This window comes from Streptomyces djakartensis (genome assembly GCF_014651075.1).
Taxonomy (GTDB): Bacteria; Actinomycetota; Actinomycetes; order Streptomycetales; family Streptomycetaceae; genus Streptomyces; species Streptomyces djakartensis.
Genome location: NZ_BMWE01000004.1, coordinates 56046 through 76371 on the forward strand (window position 1 = coordinate 56046; position 20326 = coordinate 76371).

15 protein-coding genes and 1 pseudogene are annotated in these 20326 nt (G+C 72.0%); 12 read left to right on the forward strand and 4 right to left on the reverse strand.

Going from position 1 to position 20326, the window contains the following annotated elements:
* Positions 1 to 4: 4 nt before the first annotated feature.
* Together IE212_RS08150 and IE212_RS08155 are read right to left on the reverse strand one after the other, a co-directional pair.
* Complete coding sequence (locus IE212_RS08150) at positions 5 to 460, reverse strand: response regulator (RefSeq protein WP_190197047.1); 456 nt, start codon at positions 458 to 460, stop codon at positions 5 to 7.
* Entirely contained in the window at positions 457 to 4479 is a 4023-nt protein-coding gene (locus IE212_RS08155) for a HAMP domain-containing protein (protein WP_444545055.1), read from the reverse strand. The genes IE212_RS08150 and IE212_RS08155 overlap by 4 nt, the downstream gene beginning before the upstream one ends.
* A 192-nt stretch (positions 4480 to 4671) precedes the next feature.
* On the opposite strand from IE212_RS08155, the gene IE212_RS08160 reads away from it, so the two are divergent.
* Complete coding sequence (locus tag IE212_RS08160; RefSeq protein WP_190197049.1) at positions 4672 to 6720, forward strand: ATP-binding SpoIIE family protein phosphatase; 2049 nt, start codon at positions 4672 to 4674, stop codon at positions 6718 to 6720.
* 27 nt (positions 6721 to 6747) lie between these two features.
* Positions 6748 to 7980 (forward strand): radical SAM family heme chaperone HemW, encoded by a 1233-nt coding sequence (hemW, locus tag IE212_RS08165; RefSeq protein WP_190197050.1) that lies wholly within the window; start codon positions 6748 to 6750, stop codon positions 7978 to 7980.
* Between the two features lie 150 nt (positions 7981 to 8130).
* On the opposite strand, the gene IE212_RS08170 is transcribed toward hemW, so the two are convergent.
* The gene (locus IE212_RS08170) at positions 8131 to 8934 is read right to left on the reverse strand and encodes a DUF3097 domain-containing protein (protein WP_190197051.1); all 804 of its coding nucleotides are present in this window, start codon (positions 8932 to 8934) and stop codon (positions 8131 to 8133) included.
* Between the two features lie 31 nt (positions 8935 to 8965).
* On the reverse strand, positions 8966 to 9697 hold the full coding sequence (locus IE212_RS08175) for an MBL fold metallo-hydrolase (protein WP_190197052.1): 732 nt from the start codon (positions 9695 to 9697) through the stop codon (positions 8966 to 8968).
* Positions 9698 to 9867: 170 nt separating this feature from the next.
* Between IE212_RS08175 and hrcA the strand changes: the two genes are divergently transcribed.
* From hrcA to IE212_RS08220, 10 genes and pseudogenes are all read left to right on the forward strand, one after another.
* Complete coding sequence (hrcA, locus tag IE212_RS08180; protein ID WP_190197053.1) at positions 9868 to 10884, forward strand: heat-inducible transcriptional repressor HrcA; 1017 nt, start codon at positions 9868 to 9870, stop codon at positions 10882 to 10884.
* Entirely contained in the window at positions 10884 to 12020 is a 1137-nt protein-coding gene (dnaJ, locus tag IE212_RS08185; protein ID WP_190197054.1) for a molecular chaperone DnaJ, read from the forward strand. Before hrcA ends, dnaJ begins: the two co-directional genes overlap by 1 nt.
* Before the next feature lie 77 nt (positions 12021 to 12097).
* On the forward strand, positions 12098 to 13171 hold the full coding sequence (locus IE212_RS08190; RefSeq protein WP_190197055.1) for a nitronate monooxygenase: 1074 nt from the start codon (positions 12098 to 12100) through the stop codon (positions 13169 to 13171).
* The gene (locus IE212_RS08195; protein ID WP_190197056.1) at positions 13168 to 13908 is read left to right on the forward strand and encodes a 16S rRNA (uracil(1498)-N(3))-methyltransferase; all 741 of its coding nucleotides are present in this window, start codon (positions 13168 to 13170) and stop codon (positions 13906 to 13908) included. Before IE212_RS08190 ends, IE212_RS08195 begins: the two co-directional genes overlap by 4 nt.
* Before the next feature lie 84 nt (positions 13909 to 13992).
* A pseudogene (locus IE212_RS34820) lies at positions 13993 to 14094 on the forward strand (VOC family protein); the annotation flags it as partial.
* A gap of 49 nt (positions 14095 to 14143) precedes the next feature.
* Entirely contained in the window at positions 14144 to 14695 is a 552-nt protein-coding gene (locus tag IE212_RS08200) for a hypothetical protein (protein WP_190197057.1), read from the forward strand.
* Positions 14696 to 14740: 45 nt separating this feature from the next.
* Positions 14741 to 17944 carry a S41 family peptidase gene (locus tag IE212_RS08205; RefSeq protein WP_190197058.1) on the forward strand — a complete coding sequence of 1068 codons (3204 nt, stop codon included), beginning with the start codon at positions 14741 to 14743 and terminating at the stop codon, positions 17942 to 17944.
* Positions 17945 to 18041: 97 nt separating this feature from the next.
* Complete coding sequence (locus IE212_RS08210) at positions 18042 to 18395, forward strand: histidine triad nucleotide-binding protein (protein WP_190197059.1); 354 nt, start codon at positions 18042 to 18044, stop codon at positions 18393 to 18395.
* Positions 18396 to 18401: 6 nt separating this feature from the next.
* The gene (locus tag IE212_RS08215) at positions 18402 to 19307 is read left to right on the forward strand and encodes a ribonuclease Z (protein ID WP_190197060.1); all 906 of its coding nucleotides are present in this window, start codon (positions 18402 to 18404) and stop codon (positions 19305 to 19307) included.
* Between the two features lie 20 nt (positions 19308 to 19327).
* Complete coding sequence (locus IE212_RS08220; RefSeq protein ID WP_190197061.1) at positions 19328 to 20320, forward strand: adenosine deaminase; 993 nt, start codon at positions 19328 to 19330, stop codon at positions 20318 to 20320.
* The last annotated feature ends 6 nt before the right edge of the window (positions 20321 to 20326 follow it).

Sequence of the window (20326 nt, forward strand, 5' to 3'; positions counted from 1 at the left end):
GCCCCTAGGTACGTTCCCTGGCCCGGCGTTTGAGGTCCTGGACCTCTTTTCGCAGGCGTTCCACCTCCCGGCCTTTGCGGTAGAGGTCCAGGAAGACGCTGACCTTCGCCCTCAGGACCCAGGGGTCGAACGGCTTGGTGACGTAGTCCGCGGCGCCTGTCGCGTAGCCGCGGAAGGCGTAGCCCGAGTCGTCGGCGGCGCCCGTCAGGAAGATGATCGGGACGTCGCGGGTCTGGCCGAGGCGCTTGATGTGGGCGGCCGTCTCGAAGCCGTCCATGCCGGGCATCCGGATGTCGAGCAGGACCAGGGCGATCGGCTGCCGCAGCAGGATCTTCAGCGCCTCTTCGCCGGAGCGGGCGCGTACCAGCGGTTCGTCGAGGGAGGCCAGGACGGCCTCCAGGGCCGTCAGGTTGTCCTCCATGTCGTCGACCAGGAGTATTCCGGCGCGCTCGGAGCTCATGACGGCGTGCCCTCCCGGTCCAGCAGTTCGCACACGACCGTCAGCAGCCGGTCGATGTCCACCGGCTTGGGCACGTAGTCGTTGGCTCCGCGGGCTATGGACTTCTCGCGGTCGCCGGGCATCGCCTTGGCGGTCAGGGCGACGATGGGCAGGTCCGCCCAGCGTGGGGCGCGGCGGATGGCGGAGATGGTCTCGTAGCCGTCCATCTCCGGCATCATGATGTCCATCAGGACGAGCTCGACCTCGGCGCTGCGCTCCAGGGTCTCGATGCCCTCACGGCCGTTCTCCGCGTACAGCACGGTCATGCCGACCCGGCCCAGGACATGGGTGAGGGCGAAGACGTTGCGGATGTCGTCGTCCACGATCAGTACCCGCCGTCCTGCCAGGATCTGGCCCGGTCTGCCGGACGTCCATGCCTCCAGCCTGGTCGGCGAGGGCCAGGCGTCCTCCGTGTCGGGCGCGGCCGGGAACGGCCCTGCGGCGGACGGCCGGTGGGGCGGCGGGGGTTCGGGGAGGTCCTCGGGGTCCGGTTGCGGCACCGTGTGGCCCGGGCCGACGACAGGAACGTAGAGGGTGAACCTGGAGCCCTTGCCGGGCTCGCTCTCCGCGACGATCCGGCCGCCGAGCAGGCCCGCGATCTCCCGGCTGATGGACAGGCCGAGGCCGGTGCCGCCGTACTTGCGGTTGGTGGTGCCGTCGGCCTGCGCGAACGCCTCGAAGATCACCGGGAGTTTCTCCGGCGCGATACCGATGCCCGTGTCGGACACGGTGAACGCGATGACGTCGTCGGTGTCGCGGACTCCTCCACTCCCGGCTTCGCTCGGGCGGGGGGAGCCTCGTCGTTGCTCGGCGTCCTGCACCCGGTCCACGCGCAGCTCGACCCTGCCGTTCGCGGTGAACTTGATCGCGTTGGAGAGGAGGTTGCGGAGGATCTGCTGCAGGCGCTGTTCGTCCGAGTACATCTCGCGCGGTACGTCCTCGCCGACCGCCACCTCGAAGGCCAGTCCCCGGTCGATGGTGAGGGGACGGAAGGTGGCGTGGACGTAGTCGAGCAGCTTGATCAGCGGCAGCCGTTTGGGGCGTACGTCCATCCGGCCCGCCTCGATCTTCGACAGGTCCAGGATGTCGTTGATCAACTGGAGGAGGTCCGAGCCCGAGCGGTGGATCGTCGTCGCGAACTGCACCTCCTGGTCGGAGAGATGGCCGTCCGGGTTGTCGGAGAGCAGCCGGGCCAGGATCAGCAGGGAGTTCAGCGGGGTGCGCAGCTCGTGCGACATGTTCGCCAGGAACTCCGACTTGTACTGGGAGGACGTCGCCAGCAGGGCGGCCTTCTCCTCCAGTTCCGCGTTGGAGCGCTGGAGTTCGGCCTGCTGCTTCTGCAGTTCGTCCGAGCGTTCCTGCAGTTGCATGGCGAGGCGCTGGGACTCGCCCAGCAGGGACTCGGTGCGGGAGTTGGCGATGATCGTGTTGATGGCGACGCCGATGGTGTTGACGAACTGGTCGAAGAACGCCAGGTGCACGTCGGAGAAGCGGGAGAACGAGGCCAGTTCGATGACGCCGAGGAGCTTGTCCTCGAAGAGGATCGGGATGATGACGATCGTGGTGGGAGCGGCTTCCCCCAGACCGCTGTTGATCTTGATGTAGTCGGGCGGGGCGCCCTCGACCAGGATCCGCTTCTTCTCCCGGGCCGCTTGTGCCACCAGGCCGTGCACGGGCAGGCCCCCGGTCTCGACGGTCGCGTCCTGCGCGGCGCCGTACCCGGCGATGAAGGCGAGCCCCTTGGTGGGAACCGTCGCTCCGGCCTCCTCCGGGTCGGCCAGGTAGAACGCGCCGTACTGGGCGTTCACCAGCGGGGTCAGCTCGCGCAGGATCAGGTCGGCGACCTCCATCAGGTCGCGGTGGCCCTGCATCAGGGCGGCCAGGCGCGCCAGGTTGGACTCCAGCCAGTCCTTCGCGCGGGTCGTCTCGCGCAGGTTGGCCACCATCAGGTTGATGTTGTCCTTCAGCTCGGCGACCTCGCCGCGCGCCTCCACGGTGATCGAGCGGGACATGTCGCCCTGGGCCACGGCGGAGGCGACCTCGGCGATCGCGCGGACCTGGGTGGTGAGGTTCAGCGCGAGCTCGTTGACGTTCGTCGTCAGGCGCTTCCAGGTGCCGTAGACGCCCTCGACCCGGGCCTGCCCGCCGAGCTGCCCCTCGGAGCCGACCTCGCGGGCCACGCGCGTGACCTCGGAGGAGAAGGAGGACAGCGTGTCGACCATCGTGTTGATGGTGGTCTTCAGCTCCAGGATCTCGCCGCGCGCGTCCACGTCGATCTTCCGGGACAGGTCGCCCTGCGCGACCGCGGTCGCGACCTGGGCGATGTTGCGGACCTGCGAGGTGAGGTTGTCGGCCATGGAGTTGACGTTGTCCGTCAGGTCCCGCCAGACGCCCGAGACGCCCAGCACCTGGGCCCGCCCGCCGAGCCGGCCGTCGGTGCCGACCTCGCGGGCGACCCGGGTCACCTCGTCGGCGAAGGCGCGCAGCTGCTCGACCATCGTGTTGACGGTGTCCTTCAGCTCCAGGATCTCGCCGCGGGCGTCGACCGTGATCTTCTTCGACAGGTCGCCGTTGGCCACCGCGGTGGTGACCTGGGCGATGTTGCGGACCTGGGAGGTCAGGTTCAGCGCCATGAAGTTGACGTTGTCGGTGAGGTCCTTCCAGACGCCGGAGACGCCCCGGACCTGGGCCTGACCGCCGAGGTTGCCTTCCGTGCCGACCTCGCGGGCGACCCGGGTCACCTCGTCGGCGAAGGCGGAGAGCTGGTCGACCATCGTGTTGATGGTGGACTTGAGCTCCAGGATCTCGCCCTTGGCCTCCACCGTGATCTTCTTGCCGAGATCGCCCTGGGCGACGGCGGTGGAGACGAGCGCGATGTTGCGGACCTGGGAGGTCAGGTTGTCGGCCATGAAGTTGACGTTGTCGGTGAGGTCCTTCCAGACGCCGGAGACGCCCCGGACCTGGGCCCGGCCGCCGAGGTTGCCCTCGGTGCCGACCTCGCGGGCGACGCGGGTCACCTCGTCGGCGAAGGCGGAGAGCTGGTCGACCATCGTGTTGATGGTGGACTTGAGCTCCAGGATCTCGCCCTGAGCGTCGACCGTGATCTTCTGGGACAGGTCACCGTTGGCCACGGCCGTCGTCACCTGGGCGATGTTACGGACCTGGGAGGTCAGGTTCGACGCCATGAAGTTGACGTTGTCGGTGAGGTCCTTCCAGACCCCGGAGACGCCCCGGACCTGGGCCCGGCCGCCCAGCTGCCCCTCGGTGCCGACCTCGCGGGCCACCCGCGTGACCTCGTCGGCGAAGGCGGAGAGCTGGTCCACCATCGTGTTCACGGTCAGCTTCAGTTCCAGCAGCTCGCCGGTCGCCTCCACGGTGACCGTGCGGGTCAGGTCGCCGCGTGCCACCGCCGTCGTCACCGCCGCGATGTCCCGCACCTGGGCCGTCAGCCGCGACGCCATCGTGTTGACCGCCTCGGTCACGTCCCGCCAGCTGCCCGAGAGGCCGCGTACGTTGGCCCGGCCGCCCAACCGCCCCTCGGTGCCGACCTCGCGGGCGACCCGGGTCACCTCGCCGGTGAACAGGGACAGCTGGTCTACCATCGTGTTCACGGCCCGGCCCAGGCGGCGCAGGTCGCCGCGTAACTGCCGGGTGCCGTCGTGCAGATCGACCCGCTGGGTCAGATCGCCGCCGGCCACCGCGTCGAGCACCCGCGTGGCGTTCGCCGCCGGGGCGACCAGGGCGTCGAGCAACTGGTTCACGTCGTTGACGCGGGACGTCCACAGACCCTGCCCCGGGCTGGCCGAGAGCCGCTCGTCGAGCCGGCCGTGCCGTATCAGCTCCCTTCTCACGCGCCGCACCTCGGCGGTGAAATGGAGGCTGCGGTCCATGATCTGGTTGAACGTCGCGGAGAGCTCGGCGACCATTCCGTGGCCGGTTTCCGGCATCTTGATGAACTCCCCGTCGCGTGCGGCTGTCATCGCGGCGAGCAGGGGACGGAGATCGGATGCACGAATCTGACCATCTTCGTACCGGTCTTCGACCACAGGAGTAGCAGTGTTTTCACTCATGACGGCCCACTTCGGTAACTCGGCGCTTATGGCCGTGGTCAGTCTGTCACTCTGTCGGCAACGACTGTGGCGTATTCGTACGAACTGCCCGGGGAGCTGTCCATGGGGGCCATTCCGACGCAACGGGAGACCGCCTCCCGTGCCTCAGAGGCGCCTGCCCACGCCCATGACGCGGCCGCGCGGGCGCACGCGACCCTGTCCGGCAGCTCTCTCGCGCCCGGCTCCGCCCGCGCCCTGACCCGTACGGCGCTCGCCGAGTGGACCACCCGCGGCCTGCCCGGCGCGGAGCACCTCACCGACCGCCTCGCCGCGGACGCGCTGCTCGTCGTCAGCGAACTCGTCACCAACGCCGTCGTGCACGCCGGGACCGTCGTGGAGTTCGAGTGCCGGCTGGAAGGCGACGACCGGGACACGGCCGCGCTCGTCGTCGAGGTGTCCGACCACCACCCCTCACGGGCCCCGCGCGGCAGCGAACCGGAAACGCCGCACGACATCCCGGAGTACGGGCGCGGCCTGCGGCTCGTCGGCGCGCTCTCGGAGGCCTGGGGCATCACGTACCGCACGGGCCGGAAGACCGTGTGGGCGCGGTTGCCCGCCGCGGGGTGCGAGGCGGACGAGCAGATCGAGGCGTACGCCGGAGACCACGCGCTGGCCCGCGGGCTGCGGGTGGCGGAGATCCTGGCGCCGGAGCCGGTGCCCGCGACGGGCCCGGAGCCCTTGCTCGACGAGGGCGGGCTGCCGGGGAAGGACGCACGCGACAGCCGCGACGCGCACGACTGGTACGACCAGCACTGGCGCGAGCGGCACGGCAGCAGCGAGGACCGTGCCGGACAGGACGACGCCTGGCTGGGCCGCGGTGCCCTGTCCTTCCTCGCCGAGGCCTCCGACCTGCTCGCCGGGCAGCTCGACGAGGACCTGGTCGCCGCCCTGGCCGGGCAGCTGATCGTGCCCCGGCTGGCCGACTGGTGCGCGGTGTGGCTCGAGGACGAGGCCACCGCAGGCGGCTGGCACGGCGGGGCCGGAGCGGGCGGACCCCGGCTGGCCAGGGTCTGGCACGCCAGCGAGAACCGCATCGAGGAGCTGCGCCGCGCCCTGGAGAAGGACCCGCCGTCGGCATCCGACCCCCTGCGGTCCGGGCCCGTCGGCTACCCCTCGCCCGGCGGGGCGCTCGGTGACGCGCCCGGCGAGCCGGGCTCCGCCCTGGCCTACCGGCTCGTCGCCGGGGGACGCCCGCTCGGCACCCTCGTCATCGGACGGTCCGGGACGGCCGGCTTCCCCGACGAGATCACCGGCCTCGTCGAGGACCTCAGCCGCCGCGTCGCGCTCGCCATCGGCGCCGCCCGCCAGTACGCCCGCCAGGCCACCATCAGCGCCGTCCTCCAGCGCGGACTGCTGCCCGGCGCGGTGGCCGAGATCCCCGGGGTGCGCAGCGCCCTCGTCTACGAGCCGTACGACAAGGGCGGGCCCAGCGGCGACTTCTACGACCTGTTCCCGGCCGGCGACGGCCGCTGGTGCTTCGCCGTCGGCGACGTCCAGGGCAAGGGCCCCGAGGCCGCCGTCGTGATCGGCCTGGCCCGGCCCTGGCTTCGGCTGCTGGCCCGCGAGGGCTACCGGGCCGCCGACGTCCTCGACCGCCTCAACCAGCTCCTGCTCGACGACGCCACGGAGGCCGCCGACGCCGCGGCCCGTGCGCTGGTGGCGGCCGGTGCGCGGCCGACCGCGCCCGGGGACGGCCCCCAGACGCGCTTCCTGTCCCTGCTGTACGGCGAGCTGGTCCCCTTCGACGGCGGCATCCGCTGCACCGTCGCCTCCGCCGGGCACCCGCTGCCCCTGCTGCTCGGCGCCGGCGGAGAGGTCCACACGGCCGCGCGGCCCCAGACCCTCCTGGGCGTCGTCGAGGACGCCACCTACACCAGTGACACCTTCGAGCTGCGCTCCGGCGACACGCTCCTCTGCGTCACCGACGGGGTGACCGAGCGCCGCTCGGGCTCCCGCCAGTTCGACGACGAGGACGGGCTGGCCACGGCGCTGGCAGGCTGCGCGGGGCTGGACGCCGAGCTGATAGCCGAGCGGATCAAGCGGCTGGTGCACGAGTTCGGGGCCCGGCCCCCGGCGGACGATCTGGCACTGCTGGTGCTCCAGGCCGAGTGACCGCGGTGGTGCTGGACAATGGGAGACATGCCTTCCGCACTCCCCGACGGCGAGCCCGTCCCCGACGACGGCGCGCTGCCCGCGTCCGCCCTCGCCGGGGCCGCCGACCGCCCGCTCGGGTTCTACCTGCACGTTCCGTACTGCGCGACCCGCTGCGGCTACTGCGACTTCAACACGTACACGGCGACCGAGCTGCGCGGGACCGGCGGAGTGCTCGCCTCGCGGGACAACTACGCCGAGACGCTCGCCGAGGAGGTCCGTCTGGCCCGGAAGGTACTGGGTGACGACCCGCGGCCCGTCCGCACGGTGTTCGTGGGCGGGGGCACGCCGACGCTGCTGGACGCGGGCGATCTCGTACGGATGCTGGGCGCGATCCGCGACGAGTTCGGGCTGGCGGCGGACGCCGAGGTCACGACGGAGGCCAACCCGGAGTCGGTCGATCCGGCGTATCTGGCCGCCCTGCGTGAGGGGGGCTTCAACCGGATCTCGTTCGGGATGCAGAGCGCCAGGCAGCACGTGCTGAAGGTGCTGGACCGTACGCATACGCCGGGGCGGCCCGAGGCCTGCGTGGCGGAGGCACGGGCGGCGGGCTTCGAGCACGTCAACCTGGATTTGATCTACGGCACGCCGGGGGAGAGCGACGAGGACTGGCGGGCGTCGCTTCAGGCGGCGCTCGGGGCCGGGCCCGACCACGTCAGCGCGTACGCCCTGATCGTGGAGGAGGGCACGCAGCTGGCCCGCCGGATCCGCCGGGGCGAGGTGCCGATGACCGACGACGACGTGCACGCGGACCGGTACCTGATCGCCGAGGAGATGCTCTCGGCGGCGGGCTTCGAGTGGTACGAGGTGTCGAACTGGTCGACGTCTGCGGCCGGACGGTGTCTGCACAACGAGCTGTACTGGCGGGGGGCCGACTGGTGGGGGGCCGGACCGGGGGCGCACAGCCACGTGGGCGGGGTGCGGTGGTGGAACGTCAAGCATCCTGGGGCGTACGCCGGGGCGCTGGCGGCGGGGAGGTCGCCGGGGGCCGGGCGTGAGGTGCTGTCGGAGGAGGACCGGCGGGTCGAGCGGATTCTCCTGGAGCTGCGGTTGCGGGAGGGGGTGCCGTTGGGGCTGCTGCGGGAGGCGGGGCTCGCTGCCTCGCGCAGGGCGTTGTCGGAGGGGCTCCTGGACGCCGGTCCGTATGAGGACGGGCGGGCTGTGCTGACGCTGCGGGGGCGGTTGCTGGCCGATGCGGTGGTGCGGGACCTGGTGGACTGACCTGTGCTCGGCGTCGGTGCCGGGGGCGGGGGGTTTCGCAGCCCGGCGTGGCGGGGTGCCGCTGCGCCCACCCGTGCCGCCCCAGCGGCACGACTGCCCGCAGCGGCGGCGGCACGACTGGCCGCAGCTGAGCGGCGCGACGGCCCGCAGTTAAGCCGTGACGAAGTCGATCAGTTCTTCCACGCGTCCCAGAAGCTCTGGTTCCAGGTCCTTGTAGGACTCCACCTGCTGCAGGATCGCCTGCCACACCGCCCCGGTGTTCTCGGACGGCCAGCCCAGTGCCCGGCACACCCCCGTCTTCCAGTCCTGGCCGTGCGGGATCCGGGGCCACGCCTCGATGCCGAGGGACGACGGCTTCACCGCCTCCCAGATGTCGATGTACGGGTGGCCCACCACCAGGGCGTGCTCGCTCGTCACCGACTCGGCGATGCGCCACTCCTTGGTGCCGGGGACCAGATGGTCGACCAGCACACCCAGCCGCGCGTCCGGCCCGGGTGCGAATTCGGCCACGATGGACGGCAGGTCGTCCACGCCCTCCAGGTACTCCACCACCACGCCCTCGATGCGCAGGTCGTCGCCCCACACCTTCTCGACCAGCTCGGCGTCGTGCCGGCCCTCGACGTAGATCCGGCCGGCGCGGGCCACGCGTGCGCGTGCGTTCGGGACGGCCACCGAGCCCGACGCCGTACGGGCAGGACGTGCGGGTGCCGCCCCCGACGGCCGGACCAGGGTCACGACTTTCCCCTCCAGCAGGAACCCGCGCGGCTCCAGCGGGAACACCCGGTGCTTGCCGAAGCGGTCCTCCAGCGTCACCGTGCCGGCCTCGCAGCGGATCACCGCACCGCAGAAACCGGTCCCGGGCTCCTCGACCACCAGCCCCGGCTCCGCCGGAACCTCCGGCACCGGCTTCGGCTTCTTCCACGGCGGGGTCAGGTCCGGAGAGTACTGGCGCATTCGGATGACGATAGGAGAAGGCGTACGGCGATCACCGCGACACGCCGAAACGCGCCGCCAGCGCGTCCCGCTGGGCCCGGACGAACGCCGCGTCCACCACCGCTCCGTGACCGGGCACGTACAGCGCGTCCTCGCCGCCCAGGTCGAGAAGCCGGTCCAGGGCGGCCGGCCAGTGCGACGGCAGGGCGTCGGGACCCGCCTGCGGATCGCCGGACTCCTCGACCAGGTCACCGCAGAAGACGACCTCGGGGTCGCCCGGTACCAGGACGGCCAGGTCGTGCGCGGTGTGCCCCGGGCCAACGTTCGCCAGCAGCACCTGCCGCCCGCCGCCCAGGTCGAGGGTCCACTCCCCGGAGACCAGGTGGCGGGGCGGGGACAGCAGGTCCACGGCCTCCGCCGCGGTGGCCTGCGCCAGGCCGTTGCGCACGGCGTCCGCGCGCAGCTCCTCCCGGTCCCTCACCCGCGTCAGCACCCCGTCCACGCCGACAGCGCCGAACACCTCCGCGTCGGTGAACGCCGCAACCCCGAAGACGTGGTCGAAGTGGGGGTGGGTCAGGGCGAGATGTGTCACACGGTGACCGGTGATCGCCCGCGCCTGCTCGCGCAACCGCGCGCCCTCGGACGGGCTCGACCCCGCGTCGATCAGCAGGACCGCGCCCTCACCGGCGACCAGCCCCGCCGTGCAGTCCCACACCGGCAGGCGGCACCGCCCCACCCCCGCGGCCACCCGCTCCCACCCGAGGTCTTCCCAAGTCACCGTCATACGGCGACGCTAGCGGTGACACCCGCCACCGGCACGACAGCGCGCGACCAGCCTTGCCGGGGGTGTACCCCACCGCCGTACACTGGGCCGGGGAATGCTGGCACTCGCACGCGCAGAGTGCCAGGCTCGACAGTCAGGACACGGGCGGACGACTTCTGGAGGTGTGCGCGATGCTCAGTGAACGCAGGCTTCAGGTGCTGCGCGCCATCGTCCAGGACTACGTCGGCACCGAGGAGCCGGTCGGCTCCAAGGCCCTCACCGAGCGGCACAACCTCGGCGTCTCCCCGGCCACCGTCCGCAACGACATGGCGGCCCTGGAGGACGAGGGGTACATCGCCCAGCCGCACACCAGCGCCGGGCGGATCCCCACGGACAAGGGCTACCGGCTGTTCGTGGACAAGCTCGCCGGCGTCAAGCCGATGACCGCGCCCGAGCGGCGCGCGATCCAGAACTTCCTCGAGGGCGCCGTCGACCTCGACGACGTAGTGGCGCGCACGGTACGGCTGCTCGCGCAGCTCACGCGGCAGGTCGCCGTGGTGCAGTACCCGTCGCTGACCCGGTCGACCGTGCGGCATGTGGAGTTGCTCGCCCTCGCGCCCGCGCGGCTGATGCTCGTGCTGATCACGGACACCGGGCGGGTCGAGCAGCGCGTGGTCGACTGTCCGGCGCCCTTCGGCGAGGCCTCGCTCGCGGATCTGCGCGCGCGGCTCAACAGCCGTGTGGCGAACCGCCGTTTCGCGGATGTGCCGGGTCTGGTGGAAGATCTACCCGAGGCGTTCGAGCACGAGGACCGGGGTACGGTTTCCACGGTGCTCTCCACACTTCTGGAGACGCTCGTCGAGGAGAACGAGGAGCGGCTGATGATCGGCGGCACCGCCAATCTGACCCGCTTCGGGCATGACTTTCCCCTCACGATCCGGCCGGTGCTGGAGGCGCTGGAGGAGCAGGTCGTGCTCCTCAAGCTGCTCGGCGAGGCCAAGGATCCGGGCGTGACCGTACGGATCGGTCATGAGAACGCCCACGAAGGACTCAACTCCACGTCCGTCGTGTCGGTCGGCTACGGTTCGGGCGGCGAGGCAGTCGCCAAGCTCGGCGTGGTCGGACCGACCCGCATGGACTACCCGGGAACGATGGGAGCGGTACGCGCAGTGGCACGGTACGTCGGACAGATCCTGGCGGAGTCGTAGTGGCCACGGACTACTACGCCGTACTCGGCGTGCGCCGCGACGCGTCGCAGGAAGAGATCAAGAAGGCCTTCCGGCGGCTCGCCCGCGAGCTGCACCCGGACGTCAACCCCGATCCGAAGACCCAGGAGCGGTTCAAGGAGATCAACGCCGCTTACGAGGTGCTGTCGGACCCGCAGAAGAAGCAGGTCTACGACCTCGGCGGCGACCCGCTCTCGCAGGCCCAGGGCGGCGGCGCGGGCGGCTTCGGCGCCGGCGGCTTCGGGAACTTCTCCGACATCATGGACGCGTTCTTCGGCACGGCGTCGCAGCGCGGACCGCGCTCGCGCACCCGCCGCGGCCAGGACGCGATGATCCGTATCGAGGTGGAGCTCGACGAGGCGGCCTTCGGCACGACCAAGGACATCCAGGTCGACACGGCGGTCGTCTGCACCACGTGCAGCGGCGAGGGGGCCGCGCCCGGCACCTCCGCGCAGACGTGTGACATGTGCCGCGGCCGCGGTGAGGTGTCGCAGGTGACCCGGTCCTTCCTGGGCCAGGTCATGACGTCCCGCCCCTGCCCCCAGTGCCAGGGCTTCGGCACCGTGGTGCCCACGCCGTGCCCGGAGTGCGCGGGCGACGGGCGCGTGCGGTCCCGCCGTACGCTCACGGTCAAGATCCCGGCCGGTGTCGACAACGGCACGCGGATCCAGCTGGCCGGCGAGGGCGAGGTCGGGCCCGGTGGCGGTCCCGCCGGCGACCTCTACGTCGAGATCCACGAGCTCCCGCACTCCACGTTCCAGCGGCGCGGCGACGACCTGCACTGCACGGTGACGATCCCCATGACGGCGGCGGCCCTCGGCACCAAGGTGCCGCTGGAGACGCTCGACGGCATGGAGGAGGTCGACATCCGCCCGGGCACCCAGTCCGGCCAGTCCATCCCGCTGCACGGCCGGGGCGTCACGCACCTGCGCGGCGGCGGACGCGGCGACCTCATCGTCCACGTCGAGGTCCAGACCCCGACCAAGCTCGACCCCGAACAGGAACGCCTCCTGCGCGAGCTGTCCAAGCTGCGCGGCGAGGAGCGTCCCACGGGCCAGTTCCAGCCGGGGCAGCAAGGGTTGTTCTCCCGCCTGAAGGACGCGTTCAACGGGCGCTGAGCCCGGGCGTGCATCTGGTCTATGCCAGTCGGCAGGGCGGTTTCGGAATGGTTCGGAGGACGTGACAACATGCGCTCATGTCCTCCGCACTGACCGATCTCTTCCCCCACCCGATCGTGCAGGCCCCCATGGCGGGCGGAGTCTCCCTGCCGCGGCTCGCCGCCGCCGTGTGCGAGGCGGGCGGGCTCGGTTTCCTCGCCGCCGGGTACAAGACCGCCGACGGGATGTACGAGGAGATCAAACAGCTCCGGAGCCTCACCGGCAGGCCGTTCGGCGTGAACCTCTTCATACCGCAGCCGGAGTACGCCGACCCGGCCGCCATCGATGGCTACGCCCACCAGCTGGCCGGCGAGGCCACCTGGTACGAGGCCGAGCTCGGTGATCCGGAGAGCGGCCGCGACGACGGCTACGAGACCAAGCTGGCGGTGCTGCGCGACAACCCCGTGCCCGTGGTGTCGTTCCACTTCGGCGCGCCGAGCCGGGACGTCGTCGACGCCCTGCACCGCGTCGGCACCTTCGTCCTCGCCACCGCCACCACCCCTGACGAGGCGCGGGCCGTCGAGCGCACCGGCGCGGACGCGGTCATCGCGCAGGGAGTCGAGGCGGGCGGCCACCAGGGCACCCACCGGGACGTCCCGGAGAGGGACGGTTCCGGCATCGGGCTGCTGTCACTGGTCGCCCAGGTCCGGGAGGCCGTGAGCATCCCGGTCATCGCCGCCGGCGGCATAATGCGCGGCGGTCAGATCGCCGCCGTGCTCGCGGCGGGCGCCAGCGCGGCCCAGCTCGGCACCGCGTTCCTCGCGACGTCCGAGTCGGGCGCGCACGCCCTGCACAAGCAGGCACTGACCAACCCCCTGTTCGTCCGCACGGAGCTGACCCGGGCGTTCTCGGGCCGGCCGGCGCGCGGCCTCGTCAACCGCTTCGTCCGCGAGCACGGCCCCTACGCGCCCGCCGCCTACCCCGAGATCCACCACCTCACCGCACCGCTGCGCAAGGCCGCCGCCAAGGCCGGCGACGCGCAGGGCATGGCACTGTGGGCCGGGCAGGGCCACCGCCTGGCACGGGAACTGCCCGCGGGGCAGCTCATGGAGGTGCTGTTGGGTGAACTCGCCGCGTCCACCACGGCGTTGACGAACGGAGGCGTTCGATGACGGCGCCGGTCTTCGTGGTCGAGCACTTCGACGCGGGGCGTGGCGGCCGCTACGTCCTCGACGGCCCCGAAGGGCGGCACGCCGTCTCCGTGAAGCGGCTGCGTCCCGGGGAGGACATCGTCCTCACGGACGGGGCCGGACGCTGGGCGGACTGTGTCGTGCTCGACACCGAGGGCAAGGACCGGCTGGTCGTCCGGCTCGGCTCGGTGGCCGAGGAGCCGCCGGAGGAGCCCCGGGTCACCGTCGTCCAGGCGCTGCCCAAGGGCGACCGCGGGGAACTGGCCGTGGAGACCATGACGGAGGTCGGCGTCGACACGATCGTGCCGTGGGCGGCGGCGCGCTGCATCACGCAGTGGAAGGGCGACCGCGGGCTGAAGGCGCTGGGCAAATGGCGGGCGACGGCGCGGGAGGCCGGCAAGCAGTCCCGCCGGGTGCGCTTTCCAGAGGTCGCGGACGCCGCCACGACCAAGCAGGTCGCCGCGCTGCTGGCCGGCGCGGACTTCGCCGCCGTGCTCCACGAGAGCGGGGACGAGCCCCTGGCGACGGCCGAACTGCCTTCGTCCGGCGAGATCGTGCTGGTCGTGGGGCCCGAAGGCGGTGTGGCGCCGGAGGAGTTGACGCTGTTCGAGACGGCCGGGGCGAAGGCGTACCGCCTCGGGCGCAGTGTGCTGCGCACATCGACTGCCGGGACGGCCGCCGCGGCCGTGCTCCTGGCTCGCACCGGCCGATGGTCCTGACCACTTCGGAGGCACCGCGGAACTCGCACAGGTTCGACTTCTCGTCGACGACTTCGCCGCCTGCTACCGCTTCTGCGACGAGGTCACGGCCCGGCACCCATGACGGACCGCACGCGAGTGGCCCACCTCAAGGACCCTGAGGGCAACCTGGTGGAGCTTCAGGAGCGGCTCCTGCTGCGCGCCTGACGCCTTTGCGCCCTACCGCGCGACCTCCGTCAGTGGCAGGCTGCCCTCCATGGGGGCTTTGAGGAGGATCGGGCGGGGCGCGCGCGGTCGGCGGACGGCTGTCGCGGCGGTGTTCGCGGTCGTCGCCGCGGGTGGCGCCGCCGCGTGTGAACCCGGCGGCATCAGCTCGGCGACCGTCGCGTACACCACCGACGAGACCGTCACCAGGGAGCTCGACCGGCAGAAGGCCGACGTGCGCTGGCTGACCTGCACCGCTTCCTACGGGGACTCGGGCAAGGGCGGGAAGCCGTCGCCCTCGGCGAGTGAGAAGACCGTCGCCACGGTCGACTGCGACGGGGAGACCAAGGACGGCAAGGACATCACCGTCACCGGCAAGGTCACCCACGCGGTGGACGGGGCCTGTGTGCGCGGGAACATCACCGCCAAGGTGGACGGCAAGGTGTGGTTCCAGGTCGACGGGCTCGGCGACTGCGGCGCGACCCCGTCACCCGTGGGCGGCGGACCGGCGAACGGGCGGCCCGGCCCCACCGTCACCGTGACCGTCACACAGACCATCTGGTGCGACCGGTACCCGGACTGCCGCCCCGTCGAGGGCAAGTGATCCGAACTCTGTCCGCGCGGCGTCGTCCCTGCATAGGGTGATCGGGTGACTCAGTCCCCAGCGCCTGCTTACCTCCGGTTCCCCCACGTGCACGGTGACCTGGTCGCCTTCACCGCTGAGGACGACGTGTGGCTCGCTCCTCTCGACGGCGGCCGGGCCTGGCGGGTCAGCGCCGACAACGTGCCGGTGACCCACCCGCGCATCTCGCCCGACGGCACCACCGTCGCCTGGACCTCCACCCGGGACGGCGCCCCCGAGGTGCACATCGCCCCGGTCGACGGCGGCCCCGCCAAGCGGCTGACCTACTGGGGCAGCCTGAAGACCCAGGTGTGCGGCTGGACCCCCGACGGCGAGGTGCTGGCGATCAGCACCCACGGGCAGGCCAGCCTGCGCCGCACCTGGGCGCGTGCCGTCCCGCTCGACGGAGGCCCGGCCACCACCCTGCCGTACGGACCGGTCGGCGACATCGCCTACGGTCCGCACCCGGTGCTCCTGTCCGCCCCGATGGGACGCGAGGCCGCCTGGTGGAAGCGGTACCGCGGGGGCACGGCGGGCAAGTTGTGGATCGACCGGGAGGGCGACGGGGAGTTCGTACGGCTCCACGAGGAACTGGACGGCAACATCGAGTACCCGGTGTGGGTGGGGGAGCGCGTCGCCTTCCTGTCCGACCACGAGGGCACCGGTGCGCTCTACTCCTCCCTCGCCGACGGATCGGACCTGCGGCGCCACACACCACTCGACGGCTTCTACGCCCGGCACGCCGCCACCGACGGCACCCGCGTCGTCTACTCCAGCGCCGGTGAGCTGTGGGTGCTGGACGACCTGGACGGGGCCGAGCCACGGCGGCTCGACGTGCGGCTCGGAGGGCAGCGCGTCGATCTGCAGCCGTTCCCGGTGAACGCCTCCCGCTGGTTCGGGTCGGCGTCCCCGGACCACACCGCGCGCGGCAGCGCCGTCTCCGTCCGCGGCTCCGTCCACTGGGTGACCCACCGCTCCGGCCCGGCCCGCGCCCTCGCCTCGACGCCCGGCGTACGGGCCCGGCTGCCCAGGGCGTTCCGCGCCGACGGCGAGGAGTGGGTGGTGTGGGTGACGGACGCCGAGGGCGACGACGCCCTGGAGTTCGCGCCCGCCACCGGCCTCACCCCGGGGGCGACGCCGCGCCGGCTCGCCGCCGGGCAGCTCGGCCGGGTACTGGATCTCGCCATGGCTCCCGACGGCAGCCGGGCCGCCGTGGCCTCCCACGACGGCCGCCTGCTGCTCGTCGAGCGGGAGTCGGGCGAGGTGCGGGAGGTGGACCGCAGCGAGAACGGCGACGTGTCCGGGCTGGTCTTCTCGCCCGACTCGTCCTGGCTGGCCTGGTCCCACCCCGGCCCGCGGCCCCTGTCCCAGCTGAGGCTCGCCAACACCACCGACCTGTCGGTCACCGAGGCGACCCCGCTGCGCTTCCAGGACTACGCGCCCGCCTTCACCACGGACGGCAAGCACCTCGCCTTCCTGTCGACCCGCTCCTTCGACCCGGTCTACGACGAGCACGTCTTCGACCTGGCCTTCGTGGAGGGCGCCAGGCCGCACCTGATCACGCTCGCGGCCACCACCCCCTCCCCGTTCGGGCCGCAGCGGCACGGCCGGTCCTTCGAGACACCCGACCGGGAGGAGACCCCGGACAGCGAGGGCACCCCCACCACCCGCATCGACCTGGAAGGCCTCGCCGACCGCATCGTGCCGTTCCCGGTCGAGGCCGCCCGCTACTCCAACCTGCGCGCCGCCAAGGACGGCGTCCTGTGGCTGCGGCACCCGGTCGCCGGTGTCCTCGGCGCGTCCCGGGCCAACCCGGACGACCCCGAGCCCAAGTCCGAGCTGGAGCGCTACGACCTCGCCCAGCAGCGGGTCGAGCATCTCGCCGCCGACGCCGACCACTTCGAGGTCAGCGGCGACGGCAAGCGGGTGCTGCTCTGGACCGACGGGCGGCTGAAGGTCGTTCCCAGCGACCGGCGGGCCTCCGGCGACGACGACAGTGACAGCAACATCACCGTCGACCTCAGCCGCGTACGCCAGTTCATCGACCCGGCCGCCGAGTGGCGGCAGATGTTCGACGAGAACGGCCGGATCATGCGCGACCACTTCTGGCGGCCGGACATGAGCGGCGTCGACTGGGACGGGGTCCTCGACCGCTACCGTCCGGTCGTGGACCGGTGCGCCACCCACGACGACCTGGTCGACCTGCTGTGGGAGGTCCAGGGCGAACTCGGCACCTCGCACGCCTACGTCACTCCGCGCGGCGGCTTCGGAGGCGGCCCCCGCCAGGGTCTGCTCGGCGCCGACATCTCCCGCCACGAGGACGGCAGTTGGCGCGTCGACCGCATCCTGCCCTCCGAGACCTCCGACCCGGACGCCCGCAGCCCGCTGGCCGCGCCCGGTGTGGCGGTACGTCCCGGGGACGCGATCCTCGCGGTCGCCGGGCAGCCGGTCGACCCGGTGACCGGCCCCGGCCCGCTGCTGATCGGCACGGCGGGCAAACCGGTCGAGCTGACCATCTCCCCGTCCGGCGGCGGCGACCCGCGGCACGTCGTCGTCGTCCCCGTCGCCGACGAGGAGCCCCTGCGCTACCACGCCTGGGTCGCCGACCGCCGCGCCTACGTCCACGAGAAGTCCGGCGGCCGGCTCGGCTACCTGCACGTCCCGGACATGCAGGCCCCCGGCTGGGCCCAGATCCACCGCGACCTGCGCGTCGAGGTCGCCCGCGAGGGCCTGGTCGTCGACGTCCGGGAGAACCGCGGCGGCCACACCTCCCAGCTGGTCGTGGAGAAACTGGCCCGGCGCGTCGTCGGCTGGGACCTGCCCCGGGGCATGCACCCCGAGAGCTACCCGCGTGACGCGCCCCGCGGCCCGGTCGTCGCCGTCGCCAACGAGTTCTCGGGCTCCGACGGCGACATCGTCAACGCCGCCATCAAGGCCCTGGGCATCGGCCCCGTGGTCGGCACCCGCACCTGGGGCGGCGTCATCGGCATCGACAGCCGCTACCGCCTGGTCGACGGCACCCTCGTCACCCAGCCGAAGTACGCCTTCTGGCTGGAGGGTTACGGCTGGGGCGTGGAGAACCACGGCGTGGACCCGGATGTGGAAGTGGTGCAACGCCCGCAGGACTACGCGGCGGACAGGGACACCCAACTGGACGAGGCGATCCGACTGGCACTTGAGAGTCTGGAGGCCAGTCCGGCAAAAACGCCTCCGGCTCTGCCTACTTCTTAGGGGCGCGGGGAACTGCGCGACCAGCCACAACGCACCCGCACCCGACGACGATACGATGCCCGAGTCGGACCAAATTCGGCCAACCCCCGGAGGGAACATGGCAGGGGAACCCCAGGACGACTGCCTCTTCTGCAAGATCGTCGCAGGCACCGTCCCGGCGACCATCGTCCGCCAGACGGAGACGACCGTCGCGTTCCGCGACATCAACCCCCAGGCCCCCACCCACGTCCTGGTCATCCCCAAGGCGCACTACGAGAACGCCGCCGCCCTCGCCGCCGCCGACCCGGGGCTCACCGCGGACGTGCTCCGTGAGGCCCAGGCCGTCGCGGACGAGGAAAAACTGGACAGCTACCGCCTCGTGTTCAACACCGGCAGCGGCGCCGGCCAGACGGTCTGGCACGTGCACGGCCACATCCTCGGCGGCCGCGGTCTCGAGTGGCCCCCGGGGTAGTCCGCCTTGTCCGTACGTGAACTGGTGGTCCTCGGCACCGCCAGCCAGGTTCCCACCCGGCACCGCAACCACAACGGCTATCTGCTCCGCTGGGACGGCGAGGGCATCCTGTTCGACCCCGGCGAGGGCACGCAGCGCCAGATGCTGCGCGCCGGGGTCGCCGCGCACGACCTGAACCGGATCTGCGTCACGCACTTCCACGGCGACCACTCCCTCGGCCTGGCCGGTGTGATCCAGCGCATCAACCTCGACAAGGTGCCCCACGAGATCACCGCCCACTACCCCCGCTCCGGCCAGCGCTTCTACGACCGGCTCCGGTACGCCACCGCCTACCGGGAGACCGTCGACATCACCCAGTCGCCCGTCGCAACCGACGGCACCCTCGCCCGTACGGACGGCTACACGCTCCAGGCCCGGAAGCTGTCCCACCCGGTGGAGTCCTTCGGCTACCGGATCGTCGAACACGACGGGCGCCGCATGCTGCCCGAACGGCTCGCCGCGCACGGCGTCAAGGGCCCGGACATCGGCCGGATCCAGCGCGAGGGCTCGCTCGGAGGGGTCTCGCTCGAGGACGTCAGCGAGGTGCGGCGCGGGCAGCGCTTCGCGTTCGTCATGGACACCAGGCTGTGCGACGGGGTGTACGCGCTCGCCGAGGGCTGCGACATGCTGGTCATCGAGTCGACGTTCCTCGACGAGGACGAGGCACTCGCCGTCGAGCACGGGCACCTGACGGCGGCTCAGGCGGCCCGGGTGGCCCGGGACGGCGGGGTGCGGCACCTCGTGCTGACCCACTTCAGTCAGCGCTACGGCGACCCGGAGGAGTTCGAGCGGCAGGCGCGGGCCGCCGGGTACGACGGGGAGCTGACCGTGGCGCACGATCTACTGAGAGTGCCGGTTCCGAAGCGTCGATGAAACGGCCGTACGATGAATTGATGTCCCTCCCCAAAGCCGAACTGCACCTTCACATCGAAGGCACCCTGGAACCGGAACTGGCCTTCGAGCTCGCCGCGCGGGGCGGCGTCACCCTGCCCTACGCGGACACGGACGAGCTGCGCGAGGCGTACCGGTTCGAGGACCTGCAGTCCTTCCTGAACCTGTACTACGAACTCATGGCCGTCCTGCGCACCGAGCGGGACTTCGAGGACCTCGCGAACGCGTACCTCGCACGGGCCGCCGCGCAGGGCGTGCGGCACGCGGAGATCTTCTTCGACCCGCAGGCCCACACCAGCCGCGGTCTCGAGCTCGGCACCGTCGTCGAGGGGCTGTGGCGCGCGCTGGGGACCAGCGAGGCGAACCACGGCGTCTCGACCCGGCTGATCCTGTGCTTCCTGCGCGACGAGTCCGCCGAATCGGCCCTGGCGACCCTGGACGCGGCCAAGCCGTACCTGGACCGGATCACGGGCGTCGGCCTGGACTCGGCCGAGGTCGGACACCCGCCGGCGAAGTTCCGCGAGGTGTACGAGGCCGCCGCCGCGCTCGGGCTGCGGCGGGTCGCCCACGCCGGTGAGGAGGGCCCGCCGGAGTACATCACCGAGGCGCTGGACGTGCTCGGGGTCGAGCGGGTCGACCACGGGCTGCGCTGTGTCGAGGACCCGGCGCTGGTGGAGCGGCTGGTGCGGGACCGGGTGCCGCTGACCCTGTGCCCGCTGTCGAACGTCCGGCTGCGCACCGTCGACACCCTCGCCGACCATCCGCTGCCCGCGATGCTGGACGCCGGCCTCATGTGCACGGTGAACTCCGACGACCCGGCGTACTTCGGCGGATACGCCGGTGACAACTTCGACGCCGTGCGCGCCACCCTCGGCCTGAGCGAGGAGCGGCTGCGCGAGCTGGCCCGCAACTCCTTCCTCGCCTCCTTCCTCCAGGACGACGAGGAGCTGCGGGCGCGGTATCTCGCCGAGGTGGAGGCCTACACCTTCGCGTAGGCCTCT

What these genes read in the sequence shown, in the direction of transcription:
- IE212_RS08150 (WP_190197047.1), bottom strand. Translation starts at nt 460, where the DNA reads ATGAGCTCCGAGCGCGCCGGAATACTCCTGGTCGACGACATGGAGGAC.
- IE212_RS08155 (WP_444545055.1), bottom strand. Translation starts at nt 4,479, where the DNA reads ATGACAGCCGCACGCGACGGGGAGTTCATCAAGATGCCGGAAACCGGC.
- IE212_RS08160 (WP_190197049.1), top strand. Translation starts at nt 4,672, where the DNA reads ATGGGGGCCATTCCGACGCAACGGGAGACCGCCTCCCGTGCCTCAGAG.
- hemW (WP_190197050.1), top strand. Translation starts at nt 6,748, where the DNA reads ATGCCTTCCGCACTCCCCGACGGCGAGCCCGTCCCCGACGACGGCGCG.
- IE212_RS08170 (WP_190197051.1), bottom strand. Translation starts at nt 8,934, where the DNA reads ATGCGCCAGTACTCTCCGGACCTGACCCCGCCGTGGAAGAAGCCGAAG.
- IE212_RS08175 (WP_190197052.1), bottom strand. Translation starts at nt 9,697, where the DNA reads ATGACGGTGACTTGGGAAGACCTCGGGTGGGAGCGGGTGGCCGCGGGG.
- hrcA (WP_190197053.1), top strand. Translation starts at nt 9,868, where the DNA reads ATGCTCAGTGAACGCAGGCTTCAGGTGCTGCGCGCCATCGTCCAGGAC.
- IE212_RS08190 (WP_190197055.1), top strand. Translation starts at nt 12,098, where the DNA reads ATGTCCTCCGCACTGACCGATCTCTTCCCCCACCCGATCGTGCAGGCC.
- IE212_RS08195 (WP_190197056.1), top strand. Translation starts at nt 13,168, where the DNA reads ATGACGGCGCCGGTCTTCGTGGTCGAGCACTTCGACGCGGGGCGTGGC.
- IE212_RS08200 (WP_190197057.1), top strand. Translation starts at nt 14,144, where the DNA reads ATGGGGGCTTTGAGGAGGATCGGGCGGGGCGCGCGCGGTCGGCGGACG.
- IE212_RS08210 (WP_190197059.1), top strand. Translation starts at nt 18,042, where the DNA reads ATGGCAGGGGAACCCCAGGACGACTGCCTCTTCTGCAAGATCGTCGCA.
- IE212_RS08220 (WP_190197061.1), top strand. Translation starts at nt 19,328, where the DNA reads ATGTCCCTCCCCAAAGCCGAACTGCACCTTCACATCGAAGGCACCCTG.